Genomic DNA, 14,338 nt, shown 5'->3' with positions numbered 1-14,338 from the left:
ATTTTAACCAAAGATAATACGAAGCAAAACAGCATTCAAAAAAAATCCCCTTTCAATAGACTTGAAAGGGGATTATCAAAAAATAATGAATTGATTTTAGTCAAAGTTTTGCGACGCCTGACCGGAACGGGTAGTGTAGTTGATTTTAAGAGCTTCAGCTTTCCTAAGCTCCATTTTTATATCAGATACAAGCCCCATATTGGTTTCGTGGTCAACTTTAAGCGCTGTTGTAAGGAAAGGAATAAGTTCCTCTCTCTTAGTTTCTCTTTCGGCGTAAATGAACTGTTGAATATCAGTAACCTCTGCGAAGTTATCATTTAGCTGTATCCTGGCTTCGGTACCAAAATTTTGTTGAAACCTGGAACTCGGTTTACCTGCATAAATGTACATCACAAGATCTTTCTTATCAAGCTTTTCCACCTGATCGGCATAAGGCAATGTGTTTTGCACTTTCAGCGTGGTCTCCCTCATTGTTGTAGCAACCATGAAGAAGAAAAGCAGCATAAATACGATATCAGGCAGAGCCGAAGTATTGATCGCGGGCAGTTCACTACCTTTTTTCTTATTGAATTTTGCCATAGTTCTTAATTTTCGCGATTAATTTTTAGGATCGGCTTCAGAAAGTTTTTGAGGCCACATATCTTTAACTTCCTCAATTTGTTCCTTCAACCTATCTTTATTTCCGGTATAATTGACACTGTTGTAATCAGCTTCCATTTGAGTAAAAGACTTACCGTACAACCTTTGGGCTGAACGATCACGCAACTCGTTATATGCCCCTACCAGTTCGTTTTGAACTGCAATGTAAGTACCATATTCGGTTTGCCTGTCATTTACAAGCATAATTACTGCTTTGATAGGATTATCTGAAGAAGTAGGATCTCCGGAGCCCTGGCAATAGTTACATGCCTCGGGGCCTACCCCGCCACCATTGTCTAGAAAGGCAATAGCAGATTCTCTAAGATCTTTAAGCTCCATCAGCTCATCTTCTACTAACAGATCATTATTTCGGTTTACAATTACCTTGAAAATGTTCTTTTCTTTGATAATTGGCGGTTCCACATTTTCATCCTGCATTGGAGGCAACTTTCTGCTGATACCGCTATCTGTTTCAATAGTTGTGGTCACCAGGAAGAAGATCAAAAGCAAGAAGGCGATGTCGGCCAATGAACCGGCATTAACTTCAGGTGTAGATCGTCTGGCCATAGTTATTTTAGTTTATAAGTTTTCTTACTCCCGAAAGAAGCATTAGCAATACTGCAGCTCCGGCAAGGATATAGAAGGTCACAAGACCTGCTCCAACCCAGTGGTCTGCACTTGCTGAAAGCATTGTTCCATCACTAAGAGGTTTCTCGGTACCATCTGTAAGTACATAGGCAATTGCCACTACGATAATAAAAGATCCGACTGCGATAAGGGTTCTTTTAATATCCCCTGAAAACAATCCTTTTATTACGAAGAACAAAACCAGTAGTACAATTATAGCAAACACAAGATATGCAACATATAAGAATGGAGATACCACGCTTGCCTGTACATCGGCTGAATTTTCTATAGCATCATCACCAGCTAAGAGAACTCTCCCCCAAAGGATGAGCCCAACCACTCCGATGACGAGCGCTAGATATTTTAATATTTTATGTAAGGTCATAATTAAATGTTGGTATTATTATACTCTTCTTTTATTCTTGTACTCTACAAGTATATCCATCAAAGTGATAGAAGCATCTTCCATATCGTTTACAATACGGTCAATCTTAGCAATGATGTAGTTGTAGAAGATTTGAAGAATAATAGCTACGATCAAACCAAATACTGTAGTAAGAAGTGCGATTTTAATACCACCTGCAACAAGTGAAGGCTGCATATCTCCCGCTGCTTCAATTCTATCGAAAGCTTCGATCATACCAATTACCGTACCCATGAACCCAAGCATAGGAGCAAGAGCGATAAACAGAGATACCCATGATACGTTTTTCTCAAGAAGTCCCATTTGAACACCACCGTAAGCTACAACCGCTTTCTCAGCAGCTTCTGTACCTTCTTCGGCACGGTCAAGACCTTGATAGTAGATAGAAGCAACAGGACCTTTTGTGTTACGACAAACATCCTTAGCAGCTTCAATACCACCTGTGTTTAGTGCATCCTCAACATCTTGCGCCAATTTTTTTGTATTGGTAGTAGCAAGGTTAAGGTATATAATTCTTTCAATTGCAATTGCCAGACCTAGGATCAAACAAAGAAGTACAATTCCCATAAAGCCAGGCCCACCTTCAATGAAGCGCCTTTTCAGCTCCTGGTGAAATCCTACATCTTCGGTTTCTGCTTCTTCAGCAACAGCCTGATCTTCATCCTGAACAAAGTTCACCATGGTAGCCGGCAGGGCATTCACGTTATTTGTCGCATTCACATCTACGGCTCCGAACACCATAATTGTAGCGATCACCAAAATTGAAAATAATCTTTTCATTACTTTTTGTCTTAATTTAATTAGTTAACGGGTTAAAGATATAAATATTTATTCAAATAAAAATAACTAGCAGAGAGGAAGGGATTCGAACCCTCGATACCCTTGTGGGGTATACACACTTTCCAGGCGTGCGCCTTCGACCACTCGGCCACCTCTCTAGTAAATATACAATCCAGTGCTTTTTTAACTTTTTCTGAACAGTTCGCCAAATAACGAAAAAAAAGAGAAGCTGGTCAAGTAACAGCAGCAAAAATTACGACATTTCCCCACGTAAAGATGTTTCAAAAATTGTTCTGAAAACTTTTGGGCTAAGTTCCTTCGCCAGGAGGTACATCATTTTAGTCACAGCTGCCTCAGTAGTAATGTCTTTACCCGACACTACTCCAATCTTTTTAAGCTGCGTACTGGTTTCATACTGCCCCATGGCCACACTGCCCCCAATACACTGCGTAACATTAACAATGACCACCCCGCGGGAGATGGTATCTTTTAAAAGCTGAACAAACCAGTCTTGAGTAGGCGCATTTCCACTACCATAAGTTTCCAGGATCACCCCTTTCAAGCCTTCTTTGGCCAATATGTGCTCCAGCAGGCTCCTGTTAATACCCGGAAATATCTTTATCAAAGCAATCTCATCGTTAAGCCCCTTGTGGAGTTTCATCTTTCGGCGATTGTGCGGCTGCCATAGATAAGCGTCGTTCACAGCCAAATGCACACCGGAATTTACCAGCGGCGGATAATTTGGTGAAGCAAAAGCCTGAAAGTGTTCTGCATTGATCTTCGAAGTGCGGTTACCGCGGTAAAGCTTGTACTCAAAATAAAGGCCTACCTCGGTTATGACCGGCTTACCGTTCTTCTGAAGCCCGGCAATTTGTATGCTGGTAATAAGATTTTCTTTAGCATCTGTCCGCAGGTCTCCAATAGGTAATTGTGAACCGGTAAAAATTACGGGTTTAGAAAGATTTTCAAACATAAAACTCAGGGCCGCGGCACTGTAAGACATGGTATCACTACCATGCAAAACCACAAACCCGTCATACATCTCAAATTTTTCTTCAATGATTTCGGCCATCTGCAGCCAGGAAGCCGGGTTCATGTTAGAAGAATCTATAGGACGCTCAAAACTTATGGTATCTATGTTATGTTCAAGAAGTTTTAATTCAGGGATATTTTGAAGCAGCTCACTAAAGTTAAAGGCTTTAAGAGCTCCTGTCTCAAAATCCTTTACCATACCAATGGTTCCCCCGGTGTAAATAAGGAGAATATTAGCGCTGTTCTTCATGATGGTTCTTCTGGTTTATTACAGGATTCGCATACATGAGAAGGTAACTGTTTACCTCAAGAGCATTTTTAAAGTTCACTCTCCTGGTAAGACGTCTTTCAAATTGTCGTTTTTGTTTTGCTGTATATTCCTCTTCAAACATACTGCTGCCATTCAACAAGTCAAAAGCAATATAGTTTGCAGGCCAAAGTTTGTAGTTGTGGTGGATACGATGATCTATACTCGCCGTGATCTTTTGAAGCTGCTCGTTCATTGATCCAGCCTTTGCTTCAATTTCACCCAGTGCCTCTACACTTACAGGCTCTCCCGCCGAAATATGTATTCTTCCCTTATTCCCCAGAGCACCCTTCAGGATAGATTTAAAATCTTCATTTGCCGATTTAATATAGATCTGCTCCATTCTTTTTGCTAGAATTTCGGGCAGTTTAAGCACATCTGTAGGATCAAATTCATAAGAGATCGCCACAGGGACTATCTTCAGTTTTGTAAAATATTCGGCTACAGAGTCATCGCCTTTCGCCATGGCCAGCATTTTCAGCACTCCCTGCTGGGTATTGTCGTTCCCGTCTTTGGTTCGTCCCTCCCGCTGCGCCATCCATACCGAACGCTTATCTTCAAGCAGAAGCTTTTTTATATATTCTGAAAGTTTTTGAGAGCTTTTCAACATTTCCCTCGGACTAACTCCGCGTTTCACCAGGAAGTTACGGTTGAGTCGAGATAGTGCCAGTAAAAAAGGTTTTTTCACCAGGTTATCTCCAATAGCTGAAGCAGTCATTTTAAGATCACTCTCGTACAACACACAGTTTAACAGGGAAGTATCAAGAACAATATCGCGGTGATTAGAGATATAAAGGTAAGACTCTTCTTTATCAAGGGCATCGAAGCCGGAGTAAGTTAGACCTTCAGAACTTTTACTCAACACCTTTTGAACGGTGTGATAAATAATTTCTGTTTGAAAATCCCTGATGGAGTTGCACTGTACAACCTTTTCCTCTATTTTTTCATAAGCAACATTCGGAAAAGTAAAAGTTAATAGCCCTTTTATCATAGGATGCCTAACATAATCTTTTAGAGCATCCTGCACTTCGTCATCATTATAAAACCGAATATCGTCGTAATTTGTCACTGTTTCATCATTAGAGTTAGCAAAAAAACAAAAATATAAGCACAAGTCTCTGCTATATCCCAAAAATCTCCCGGGAGTTACGGGTAGTAACTTCAGCTATTTCTTCGGGACTCGTGTTGTAAACCTCTGCCGCTTTTTTAAGCACTTCAACAATATACAGACTTTCATTCCTTTTTCCTCTGTAAGGTACCGGTGCCAGATATGGTGCATCGGTTTCCAGCACAATTTCACTAAGCGGAATTTCACTTAAGAACCTGTCAATTTTGCCATTTTTGAAGGTTAATACCCCGCCAACACCCAGCTTCATATTGTAAGAAAGGGCTTTTTGCGCTTGCTCATAGGTTCCGGTAAAGCAATGAAAGATACCAAAAAGGTCTTCTCCCTTCTCCTGTTCCAGGACTTCAAAAACCTCATCAAAAGCTTCGCGGCAGTGAATAACTATCGGCAACTTATGCTTTTTAGCCAGCTGAATCTGGTACCTGAAGGCTTCCTGCTGAATTTTTAGTGTAGATTTATCCCAATAAAGATCAACACCGGTCTCGCCCACGGCATAGAACTTTCTTTCCTCAAGTTGCTTTTCGACTATTGCCAGCTCCTCCCGAAAGTTTTCCTTTACATGCGTAGGATGTAAACCGGCCATGAGAAAAATATGCTCCGGAAATGCCTTTTCCAGGGAGTACATATCTTTAATATACGTAGAATCTATTGCCGGAATAAAGAACCTGGTGATATTGGCAGCTATAGCTCTTTCAATCATTTCCTTGCGGTCTTCATCAAATGATTCACTGTAGAGGTGTGTATGTGTATCGGTAATTGTCATAACGGCAAAATTAATTTATTTTATACAGCTATCTTTGTCAAAAAAAGAAAAGAATGGCATCTCTCAAGAAGTTACTTAAGGAAAAAGGATATAAAAAAATTCCACTTACCTATACCGCCACTCAGCATTTAGAATTAAAGGCTAAAATAAATCAAATAGAAGGAAATTTCATTCTTGACACAGGCGCATCAAGCACCTGCATAGGCCTGGAAGCAGTCTCTCATTTTGAACTCCTGGCCGAAGACAGTGATATAAAAGCTGCAGGCGCAGGTGCCACCAACATGATGACCCAGATTGCCCAAAAGAACATTATTGAAATTAAGGGATGGAAAAAAAAGAAGGTTGACCTGGTACTGTTCGATTTAAGGCATGTAAATGATGCCCTGGTAAAACACAAAGCCGAAAAGGTACAGGGAATTATAGGTGCCGATATTCTGAAAAAAGGAAAAGCAATTATTGACTATAAATCCATGAATCTCTATCTTAAATAACTCAAAATAGGGGTTTTTACCCATATGCAGGCGGTAGAATTTTTTCTAATTTTCATTTACCGAAAAAATCTACAGCTATGAATTTTTTAAACCTAAAGCACCTGCCGGTGTTTCCGGCGTTAATGGCAATGTTCATTATTTTTGTACTGCTACTCAACATCTACATTTTACTGGCGTAGTAGCACAAAAAAAAGAGAGGCAGTGATCCTGAAATCATTGCCTCTCTTTTTTGCTATTTTTGACACTCTTACAGCTCGAGAGCTCTCTTTATGTCATTATCCATTAAAAGTTCTTCAGGATTTTCCAGAGCTTCTTTCACTGCCACAAGGAATCCTACTGATTCTTTACCGTCAATAATCCTGTGATCATAAGAAAGAGCAACGTACATGATAGGACGAATTTCTACGTGACCATCAATTGCCACCGGACGGTCTACAATATTATGCATTCCTAAAATTCCACTTTGCGGAGGATTGATAATTGGAGTTGAAAGCATAGATCCAAACACTCCACCGTTAGTAATGGTAAACGTTCCGCCGGTCATTTCATCTACAGTGATCTGCCCATCACGCACCTTTATTGCAAGGCGTTTGATCTCAGCTTCCACAGCTCTAAAACTCATATTTTCGACATTTCTCAACACCGGTACCATAAGACCTTTTGGGCCAGACACAGCAATACTGATATCTTTATAGTCGTACTTCACCTGGAAATCTCCGTCAATCATTGAATTCACTCCGGGATAAAGATCAAGTGCACGAACCACGGCAAGAGTAAAGAAAGACATAAAACCAAGGCTTACCCCGTGCCTGTCTTTAAACTCATCTTTATATTGCTTGCGAAGCGAGAAGATTGCAGACATATCTACTTCATTAAAAGTAGTAAGCATGGCTGTTTCATTCTTAACCTCTACTAAACGTTCGGCTACACGGCGGCGCAGCATAGACATTTTCTTACGCTCTTCCCCGCGCTTGCCATTCCCGGGAGTTCCCATTGAAGGCTTTGCGTTGGTCGCATCTTCTTTGGTGATCCTGCCGTCACGACCGGTTCCCTTAACAGACTTCGCGTCCATTCCTTTTTCATCGAGGATCTTTTTAGCAGCCGGCGAAGGACTCCCTGTAGCATAAGTATCCTGCTTTTGAGCCGGAGTACTTGGCTTTGATGGAGCTTCGGTTTTAGATTCAGCTTTTTTATTCTTTTCTTCAGAAGATTCTAACTCTTCCTCTTTAGCCGAAGTCGCTTCCTTCTCCTCTTTTACCACTTCTTTAGAATCACTCTCTCCACCTCCGGGTTTTGGAGCATCGGTATCAATTAGACAAACCACCTGCCCAACAGCCACAGCATCTCCTTCTTCTGCCTTAAGGGTAATGATCCCACTCGCTTCTGCCGGAAGTTCAAGGGTTGCCTTGTCACTATCTACTTCGGCAATTGCCTGATCTTTTTCTACATAATCTCCGTCTGAAACCAGCCACTGTGCGATTTCAACCTCGGTAATTGATTCTCCCGGAGAAGGGACTTTCATTTCTAAAGCCATGATTTCTTCTTTTTTATTTTTATACACCAACAACTGTTGGCAAATTTTCTAATTACTTAACAGTGACCACTAAGGTCTTATCAAAAACAGATTCTATTACTTTTTCGTGACGTTTTTTAAACCTCACCGAACTTCCTGCCGCCGGCGAGCCGTAAAACTTCCTGCTACACACTCTAAAGTTCTTTGTCTCATCTAAATGCAGCAACAAATGGCTATAAGCCCCCATGTTTCTTGGCTCTTCCTGTGCCCATACTACATCATCGGCATTTTTGTACTTGCCAATTACAGCCTTTATTTGTTCTGCCGGTAGTGGGAACAACTGCTCTATTCTAACCAGTGCCACATCATCCCGTTCTAATTCCTCTCTACGCTCAAGAAGATCATAGTAGAATTTACCGGTACAAAATACTAAAGATTTTACTTTATCGGCTTTAGCCTCAGCATCATCTATAAGCGGCTGAAAAGTTCCGTTAGCAAACTCTTCTTTTGTAGAGACTACTTTTGGATGCCTAAGCAAACTTTTTGGAGTAAATATAATTAATGGTTTTCTATAGTTCACCTTCATCTGCCTTCTCAACAGGTGAAACATATTCGCAGGCGTGGTAACATCGGCTACAAACATATTGTCTTTAGCACACAATTGCAGGTATCGCTCCATTCTTCCTGAAGAATGCTCTGCACCCTGACCTTCATAACCATGAGGCAGGAACATCACCAATCCATTCTGAAGCTTCCATTTATCTTCGGCTGCCGAAATATACTGGTCGATCATAATTTGGGCCCCATTACTGAAGTCTCCAAACTGTGCTTCCCAAATAGTTAAGCAGTTAGGACTTGCCATGGCATAACCATAATCAAACCCTACAACCCCATATTCAGATAAAAGGGAATTATATACTTTAAAGTCACAGGACGAACCTTTTCTGGTATCGCAGATCGTGCCTTTGATCTGGTTCAACAGGATGATCTCTTCTTCACTGTCTTCTACCTTAACTACGGCGTGACGGTGAGAAAAAGTTCCTCGTTCAACATCCTGCCCACTCATTCTAATATAATAGCCCTCCTTAATAAGCGTACCATAAGCCAGTAATTCGGCCATACTCCAGTCAAGGCTATTGTTTTCAAAGAACATGGTGCGGCGAAGTTCTACCAGTTTCTTTATTTTTCTAAGGAATTTTTTATCTGAAGGAAGCTCTGACACTGCCTGAGCTACTTCGGTAAGCACTTCCATATCAATGGTAGTATCTACCTCTTCTATCATTCGAGATTCATCTACATGCTCAAAACCTTCCCACTCATCCTGCATAAAAGGAGTGACCCTGGTCTTTTCTTCTTTACGGGAATCTTCCAGATTCTCTTCCAGCTTTGCCTTATACTCTTCTTCCAGCTTCTTCACATGAGAATCATCAATAATTCCCTGTTCCTGAAGTTTTTCAGCATAAATATCCCGCGGATTACTATGGCTTGCTATGGCTTTGTAAAGTTTTGGCTGTGTAAATCTAGGCTCATCCCCTTCGTTATGCCCGTATTTTCTATATCCCAGAAGATCTATAAAGACATCTTTCCCGAATTGCATCCTAAAGTCTAATGCAAAAAGTACGGCATGCACCACAGCTTCCACATCATCGGCATTAACGTGCAATACAGGAGACTTGGTAACCTTAGCCACATCTGTACAATAAGTAGATGAGCGGCCGTCAAGATAATTTGTAGTAAAACCTATCTGGTTATTCACTACAATATGAATGGTCCCGCCGGTAGAATAACCTTCCAGCTGCGACATTTGAACAATTTCATAGACTATACCCTGCCCAGCAATTGCTGCGTCACCATGTACAATAATAGGCAGAACAGCATCGGCCTTATTTTGGTAGTGACGGTCTTGCTTGCCACGGGTAATTCCCTGCACCACGGCCCCTACTGTTTCCAGGTGGGAAGGGTTGGGGGCGATATTTATGTTGATCTCTTTCCCATTGTCGGTCTTGCGACAGGAAGTCCATCCCAGGTGATATTTCACATCCCCGTCAAAAACATCTTCTTCGTAATCTTTCCCATCAAATTCAGTGAAAATGTCTTTTGCACTTTTTCCGAAGATATTGGTGAGGGTACTAAGTCGCCCTCTGTGGGCCATTCCCATCACGAAATCTTTCACACCCAGGTCGGCTGCCTTTTCGATGATAGCATCGAGCGCCGGGATTAAACTTTCTCCTCCTTCGAGGGAAAACCTTTTCTGCCCAACATATTTGGTATGAAGAAAATTCTCAAAAGAAACTGCTTCATTGAGTTTCTTTAGAATATGCTTCTTTTGCGGCGCAGTAAAAGCGGGCTGATTTTCATTTATATTTAACCTGTCCTGTATCCACTTTACCTGTTCTGGATTTCTAATGAACATATACTCTACGCCAATAGAATCGCAATACACCTTGCGAAGGTGCGCTACAATCTCTCTAAGGGTAGAGGGTCCTAATCCTAAAATATCGCCCGCATTAAAAACAGTATCGAGGTCACTATCACTGAGATCAAAATTCTGAATATCTAGCGTGGGGCTATATTTTCTTCTTTCCCGTACCGGGTTGGTCTTTGTAAAAAGGTGGCCGCGACTGCGATACCCTTCGATCAACTTTACCACCCGGAATTCCTTGAGTACAGAATCGGACATTTCTACTGGCTCACCGCTTTCGGGGTGTTCAACGTATGTCTGCCCATTCCCCGAAGTCTCCAAACCAAAGTCAAAACCCTGGAAAAAAGCTCTCCAGCTGGGTTCTACACTGTCGGGATATTGTAGGTACTGGTCGTAAAGTTCAGCGAAATATGCTGTATGTGCGGCATTTAAAAATGAAAATTTATCCATAATATGAAACTACCTGTTTCTTTTTTGTAAAACGTTACAAAAGTACAATTTTTAAAAAAGAAGCACAGGAGCATTTAATATATTTACCTTATACCTTAAAAACTTTTAACATTATGAACTTCTTTCTCAGTAACAAAAAGAAGCTTTTGCTTTTAATTATAACGCTTATTCCACTCATTCATATTTGGTTGCACAGGAGAGAGAGGTGCCAAAAAAGGCATTTTTGGAAGATGTTCGTTTTGGAGGAAGTTTGGGCCTAAATGTTAATAATGGCTACTTCAGCGGATACATAGCTCCAAAAGCCATCTATGATTTTAATTCTTATGTTTCTGCAGGAGCTGGCCTTCTGGGTTCTTATAACAAAACTTCCCGCTACTCCTCTTATACAACCGGCGGCAGCCTTATTGGCTTACTTCGGCCTTTAAACCCGTTACAGCTTTCCGCAGAATTTGAAGAACATTATGTCTCGCGAAATTTTGAGCTGGACGGGGCAAATAAAAGCGATTCCTACTGGTATCCGGGGCTTTTCCTGGGTTTGGGCTATGTTACAGGCCCCGTGAGCATAGGCGTACGATATGATGTGCTGCACAATGATGAAAAAAGTATTTACGCAAACGCGTTAATGCCATTTATCACCGTATATTTCTGATATTTTTAAACCTGCCGATCCATCAGGCCTTTTCCGAAATTGTAGAGCGGCTTTTTTCTTTCCTCCGGAATTTGCAATTCCTCGAGTACCTCAAATGCCTTTGTAGTGTACTTCTCAATTTCTTTACGCGTAAGTTCAGCCGCACCACTACTCTCAAAAAGGCCTTTTACAGTCTCGACTTTTGAGCTGGGGTCTGGCGGATTTATCGAATAAAGATGTTCCAGTTGCATAGCTTCACGTGAAGCTGCATGTTGTAGCGAAGAGAGGTACAGAAAGGTCTTTTTGTTCTCAATAATATCGCCCCCAACCTGTTTCCCGAAAGAATCGGGATCTCCAAAAGCATCGAGATAGTCATCCTGTAATTGAAATGCGATGCCCAGTAGACGTCCAAATTCATAGATCCTGTCGCAATTTTCTGCGGAAGCTTCAGCAACAATAGCTCCCATTTTTAAAGAAGCCCCTACAAGTACAGCGGTCTTGTACTCTATCATTTTAAGGTAGTCGTCGATGCTGACTTTCTCCTGAACTTCAAAATCCATATCATACTGCTGGCCCTCACAAACTTTTATGGCTGTGCTCGAAAACAACTCTGCCAGCTGCCTGAAGGTTTCTCCCGGATATTTTTCGAATAACTGGTAAGCCTTAATAAGCATGGCATCGCCTGAAAGTATACCGGTATTAATATCCCAGCGTTCGTGCACCGTCTGCTCTCCCCTTCTCAGGGGAGCATCATCCATAATATCGTCGTGTACCAGGGAAAAATTATGAAAAACTTCTATAGCCAAAGCAGCATCAAGTGCTTTTTTACTGTCACTGCCAAGAATCTCTGCCGCCATTAAAACCAGTACAGGTCTTACCCTTTTTCCTCCCAACCCTAAAATGTAGACCATAGGATCATACAAATTTGCAGGTTCCTGTTTAAGGATGTTTTGGGATAAGTAATCTTCAAATTCCTGACGATAGCGGTCTACTGTGAGCATAAATAGATTTTGTGCTAAAATACCAAAACAAGAAGAAAAATATCAATAGCCGGAAAATTTACTTTTCTGTCCCGGCAAAGACCATTTGTAAACTAAGGAAACTTTAACTGTTTTTAAAGTTTCCATCAGTATCTTTGCGGCTTCATAATATCCTCTATTGAAAAATAAAATTGTAGAAAAAGCGGCCGACATGTTTATCACCCTGGGAGTGAAAAGCGTGACTATGGACGAGATTGCTGCCGAGCTTGGTATCTCCAAGAAGACCATTTACACCCATTTTCCCACCAAAATAAAACTAATTGACGCTACAGCCGATTTTGTATTTCAAAATATTGCTGCAGGCATTGAAAGAATAAAATCTGAAAACAATGATCCCATAGCCGAGTTGTATTCCATTAAAGAGTTTGCCTGTACTCATTTAAAACACGAGAAAACATCTCCGCAACATCAGCTACAAAAATACTACCCAAGTGTTTTCTTAAAAGTAAGGGAGAAGCAAGGTGAAATGCTCAAGGAAATTACGAGAGACAACCTCAAAAAAGGTATTGAAAAAGGCATTTATCGCAGCGACCTTCCCGTAGAGTTCATTAGCCGAATTTACTTTGTAGGTATTCTTGGAACAAAGGATCATGAGTTTTTTCCTGAACCTCAATTTTCTCCACATCAACTTACAAATATGCATTTAGAGTACCACCTAAGGGCCATTGTAAGCCCAAAAGGCCTTAAAAAACTGGAAACCTATATAACCGCAAGCAGCACAACATGAAACATTTGATATACTTATTCAGCAGTCTGCTCTATATTCAAGCCTGGGCTCAGGAACCCCCCGCGCAGCCGCTGCCCCTTTCGCTGGAAGAAGCCATTGCTATTGGCCTGGAAAATAACTATTCTTCCCTGAAGTCTGAAAAAGAGGTTGAAAAGGCTCTCGCTCAAAAATGGGAGATCATTTCACAGGGTTTACCACAAATATCGGCTAACGCCGATTATCAGAACTTCCTCAAGCAACCGGTTACCCTTATTCCGGGGGAGATTGGCGGGGGTGAATCGGGAACATTTGTCCCGGTGCGCTTTGGCACCAAACAAAACCTGAGTGCCACTGCTACCTGGCAGCAGCTTATTTTTGACGGCTCCTATATTGTCGGCGTGCAATCTGCCCGCACCCTGCTTCAAATTTCCAAAAATGCCAAAATCAAGACCGATCTAGAGGTGAGAAAGGCTGTCATCAACGCCTACGGCAATGTGCTCATGGCTCGCGAAAGTGTTGAGATCCTTGAGAACAATCTCGAGAATGTGACAAAGAATCTCAATGATACCCAAAAAATCTTTGAGAATGGCCTTACTGAAGAAGAAGATGTGGAACAGCTAAAGATCACCCGGCTTAGCCTTGAAAACAATCTAAACCGTAACAGGCGCATGCTAAGTATTTCCCTCCAGCTGCTTAATATGGCCATGGGTCTTCCGGTAGAACGGGAGATAATTCCTACAGATAACCTTAACACGCTTGCACTTCAGTTTTATGATTTACAATTACTGGAAGAAAGCATTCCGGTAGAAGAAAATATCGATGTGCGCATCGCTCAAAATTCCGCAGAAGCCGCAAGGATCAATGTGAGACTCGAAAAGGCCAAGGCGCTGCCAAGCATCACCGGTTTTATTAACTACGGCACCACCGGCAACAGCGACTCCTTCACCTTCTTTAATGATGATCAGATATACTACCAGCAGTCTATTTTAGGGGTAAGCCTTAACGTGCCGGTGTTTAGCAGCGGGATGAGAAACGCCCGCACCAAGCAGAAACAGCTGGAATACGACCAGGCCATGCTTGACCTTGAGGAGACCAGGAACAGGATCTCTTTAGAAATAGATGCCGCAAAAGCCGATTACCGCTACAGTCTTGAAAGTTTCGAAACACAGCAGGAGAGCCTGGCCCTGGCCGAACGAATTGAGAACAAGAACCAGATCAAATTCTTTGAAGGCCTTGCCAGTAGCTTTGAGCTCAGCGAGGCGCAGCGGCAACTATACACTGCACAACAAAACCTGTTACAGGCCATGCTTGAGGTGATCAATGCTAAAGTAGAACTTGAAAATGTGCTGAGCACAAAAACTTATTCTGAAGAAGAATAAACAACAACGAA

At 41.6% G+C, this 14,338-nt stretch carries 14 protein-coding genes and 1 tRNA gene; 4 read left to right on the top strand and 11 right to left on the bottom strand.

Annotated elements, in window-relative coordinates:
- Nucleotides 1–96 precede the first annotated feature (96 nt).
- The 8 genes from ACQ93I_RS00750 to ACQ93I_RS00715 form a co-directional block, all read right to left on the bottom strand.
- Nucleotides 97–579 carry an ExbD/TolR family protein gene (locus ACQ93I_RS00750; RefSeq protein WP_431696705.1) on the bottom strand — a complete coding sequence of 161 codons (483 nt, stop codon included), beginning with the start codon at nucleotides 577–579 and terminating at the stop codon, nucleotides 97–99.
- An 18-nt stretch (nucleotides 580–597) separates the two neighbouring features.
- Nucleotides 598–1,206 carry an ExbD/TolR family protein gene (locus ACQ93I_RS00745; protein ID WP_431696704.1) on the bottom strand — a complete coding sequence of 203 codons (609 nt, stop codon included), beginning with the start codon at nucleotides 1,204–1,206 and terminating at the stop codon, nucleotides 598–600.
- Between the two features lie 7 nt (nucleotides 1,207–1,213).
- Nucleotides 1,214–1,651, bottom strand: a complete 438-nt coding sequence (locus ACQ93I_RS00740) for a hypothetical protein (RefSeq protein WP_431696703.1) — start codon at nucleotides 1,649–1,651, stop codon at nucleotides 1,214–1,216.
- Nucleotides 1,652–1,669: 18 nt separating this feature from the next.
- A complete protein-coding gene (locus tag ACQ93I_RS00735) occupies nucleotides 1,670–2,470 on the bottom strand; it encodes a MotA/TolQ/ExbB proton channel family protein (RefSeq protein WP_266068013.1) in 801 nt (266 codons plus the stop codon).
- A 70-nt stretch (nucleotides 2,471–2,540) separates the two neighbouring features.
- Nucleotides 2,541–2,628, bottom strand: a tRNA-Ser gene (locus ACQ93I_RS00730).
- A gap of 95 nt (nucleotides 2,629–2,723) precedes the next feature.
- Nucleotides 2,724–3,752: an asparaginase gene (locus ACQ93I_RS00725; protein WP_431696702.1), complete on the bottom strand. Its 1,029-nt coding sequence runs from the start codon at nucleotides 3,750–3,752 to the stop codon at nucleotides 2,724–2,726.
- On the bottom strand, nucleotides 3,736–4,878 hold the full coding sequence (locus ACQ93I_RS00720; RefSeq protein WP_431696701.1) for a 1-acyl-sn-glycerol-3-phosphate acyltransferase: 1,143 nt from the start codon (nucleotides 4,876–4,878) through the stop codon (nucleotides 3,736–3,738). The genes ACQ93I_RS00725 and ACQ93I_RS00720 overlap by 17 nt, the downstream gene beginning before the upstream one ends.
- 52 nt (nucleotides 4,879–4,930) lie before the next feature.
- A complete protein-coding gene (locus ACQ93I_RS00715) occupies nucleotides 4,931–5,698 on the bottom strand; it encodes a TatD family hydrolase (RefSeq protein ID WP_431696700.1) in 768 nt (255 codons plus the stop codon).
- 53 nt (nucleotides 5,699–5,751) lie between these two features.
- Here ACQ93I_RS00715 and ACQ93I_RS00710 point away from each other — a divergent pair, with 53 nt between their 5' ends.
- Complete coding sequence (locus ACQ93I_RS00710) at nucleotides 5,752–6,189, top strand: retropepsin-like aspartic protease (protein ID WP_431696699.1); 438 nt, start codon at nucleotides 5,752–5,754, stop codon at nucleotides 6,187–6,189.
- Nucleotides 6,190–6,436: 247 nt separating this feature from the next.
- Here the strand turns inward: ACQ93I_RS00710 and odhB are convergent, their stop codons facing one another.
- Nucleotides 6,437–7,723 (bottom strand): 2-oxoglutarate dehydrogenase complex dihydrolipoyllysine-residue succinyltransferase, encoded by a 1,287-nt coding sequence (gene odhB / locus ACQ93I_RS00705; RefSeq protein WP_431696698.1) that lies wholly within the window; start codon nucleotides 7,721–7,723, stop codon nucleotides 6,437–6,439.
- A 52-nt stretch (nucleotides 7,724–7,775) separates the two neighbouring features.
- A complete protein-coding gene (locus tag ACQ93I_RS00700) occupies nucleotides 7,776–10,574 on the bottom strand; it encodes a 2-oxoglutarate dehydrogenase E1 component (RefSeq protein WP_431696697.1) in 2,799 nt (932 codons plus the stop codon).
- A gap of 223 nt (nucleotides 10,575–10,797) precedes the next feature.
- Here ACQ93I_RS00700 and ACQ93I_RS00695 point away from each other — a divergent pair, with 223 nt between their 5' ends.
- Nucleotides 10,798–11,223 (top strand): alpha-ketoglutarate decarboxylase, encoded by a 426-nt coding sequence (locus ACQ93I_RS00695; RefSeq protein WP_431696696.1) that lies wholly within the window; start codon nucleotides 10,798–10,800, stop codon nucleotides 11,221–11,223.
- 5 nt (nucleotides 11,224–11,228) lie between these two features.
- Here ACQ93I_RS00695 and ACQ93I_RS00690 read toward each other — a convergent pair whose 3' ends face one another.
- Nucleotides 11,229–12,203: a polyprenyl synthetase family protein gene (locus ACQ93I_RS00690; RefSeq protein WP_431696695.1), complete on the bottom strand. Its 975-nt coding sequence runs from the start codon at nucleotides 12,201–12,203 to the stop codon at nucleotides 11,229–11,231.
- 157 nt (nucleotides 12,204–12,360) lie between these two features.
- Between ACQ93I_RS00690 and ACQ93I_RS00685 the strand changes: the two genes are divergently transcribed.
- Nucleotides 12,361–12,969: a TetR/AcrR family transcriptional regulator gene (locus ACQ93I_RS00685; protein WP_431696694.1), complete on the top strand. Its 609-nt coding sequence runs from the start codon at nucleotides 12,361–12,363 to the stop codon at nucleotides 12,967–12,969.
- Entirely contained in the window at nucleotides 12,966–14,327 is a 1,362-nt protein-coding gene (locus ACQ93I_RS00680; protein WP_431696693.1) for a TolC family protein, read from the top strand. The genes ACQ93I_RS00685 and ACQ93I_RS00680 overlap by 4 nt, the downstream gene beginning before the upstream one ends.
- Nucleotides 14,328–14,338: the final 11 nt, after the last annotated feature.

Origin of the sequence: Salinimicrobium sp. WS361, from assembly GCF_050750585.1 — a bacterium.
In the GTDB taxonomy this organism is placed as follows: Bacteria; Bacteroidota; Bacteroidia; order Flavobacteriales; family Flavobacteriaceae; genus Salinimicrobium.
This window is presented reverse-complemented; position numbering and strand designations above follow the sequence as displayed.

What these genes read in the sequence shown, in the direction of transcription:
- ACQ93I_RS00750 (WP_431696705.1), bottom strand. Translation starts at nt 579, where the DNA reads ATGGCAAAATTCAATAAGAAAAAAGGTAGTGAACTGCCCGCGATCAAT.
- ACQ93I_RS00745 (WP_431696704.1), bottom strand. Translation starts at nt 1,206, where the DNA reads ATGGCCAGACGATCTACACCTGAAGTTAATGCCGGTTCATTGGCCGAC.
- ACQ93I_RS00740 (WP_431696703.1), bottom strand. Translation starts at nt 1,651, where the DNA reads ATGACCTTACATAAAATATTAAAATATCTAGCGCTCGTCATCGGAGTG.
- ACQ93I_RS00735 (WP_266068013.1), bottom strand. Translation starts at nt 2,470, where the DNA reads ATGAAAAGATTATTTTCAATTTTGGTGATCGCTACAATTATGGTGTTC.
- ACQ93I_RS00725 (WP_431696702.1), bottom strand. Translation starts at nt 3,752, where the DNA reads ATGAAGAACAGCGCTAATATTCTCCTTATTTACACCGGGGGAACCATT.
- ACQ93I_RS00715 (WP_431696700.1), bottom strand. Translation starts at nt 5,698, where the DNA reads ATGACAATTACCGATACACATACACACCTCTACAGTGAATCATTTGAT.
- ACQ93I_RS00710 (WP_431696699.1), top strand. Translation starts at nt 5,752, where the DNA reads ATGGCATCTCTCAAGAAGTTACTTAAGGAAAAAGGATATAAAAAAATT.
- odhB (WP_431696698.1), bottom strand. Translation starts at nt 7,723, where the DNA reads ATGGCTTTAGAAATGAAAGTCCCTTCTCCGGGAGAATCAATTACCGAG.
- ACQ93I_RS00700 (WP_431696697.1), bottom strand. Translation starts at nt 10,574, where the DNA reads ATGGATAAATTTTCATTTTTAAATGCCGCACATACAGCATATTTCGCT.
- ACQ93I_RS00690 (WP_431696695.1), bottom strand. Translation starts at nt 12,203, where the DNA reads ATGCTCACAGTAGACCGCTATCGTCAGGAATTTGAAGATTACTTATCC.
- ACQ93I_RS00680 (WP_431696693.1), top strand. Translation starts at nt 12,966, where the DNA reads ATGAAACATTTGATATACTTATTCAGCAGTCTGCTCTATATTCAAGCC.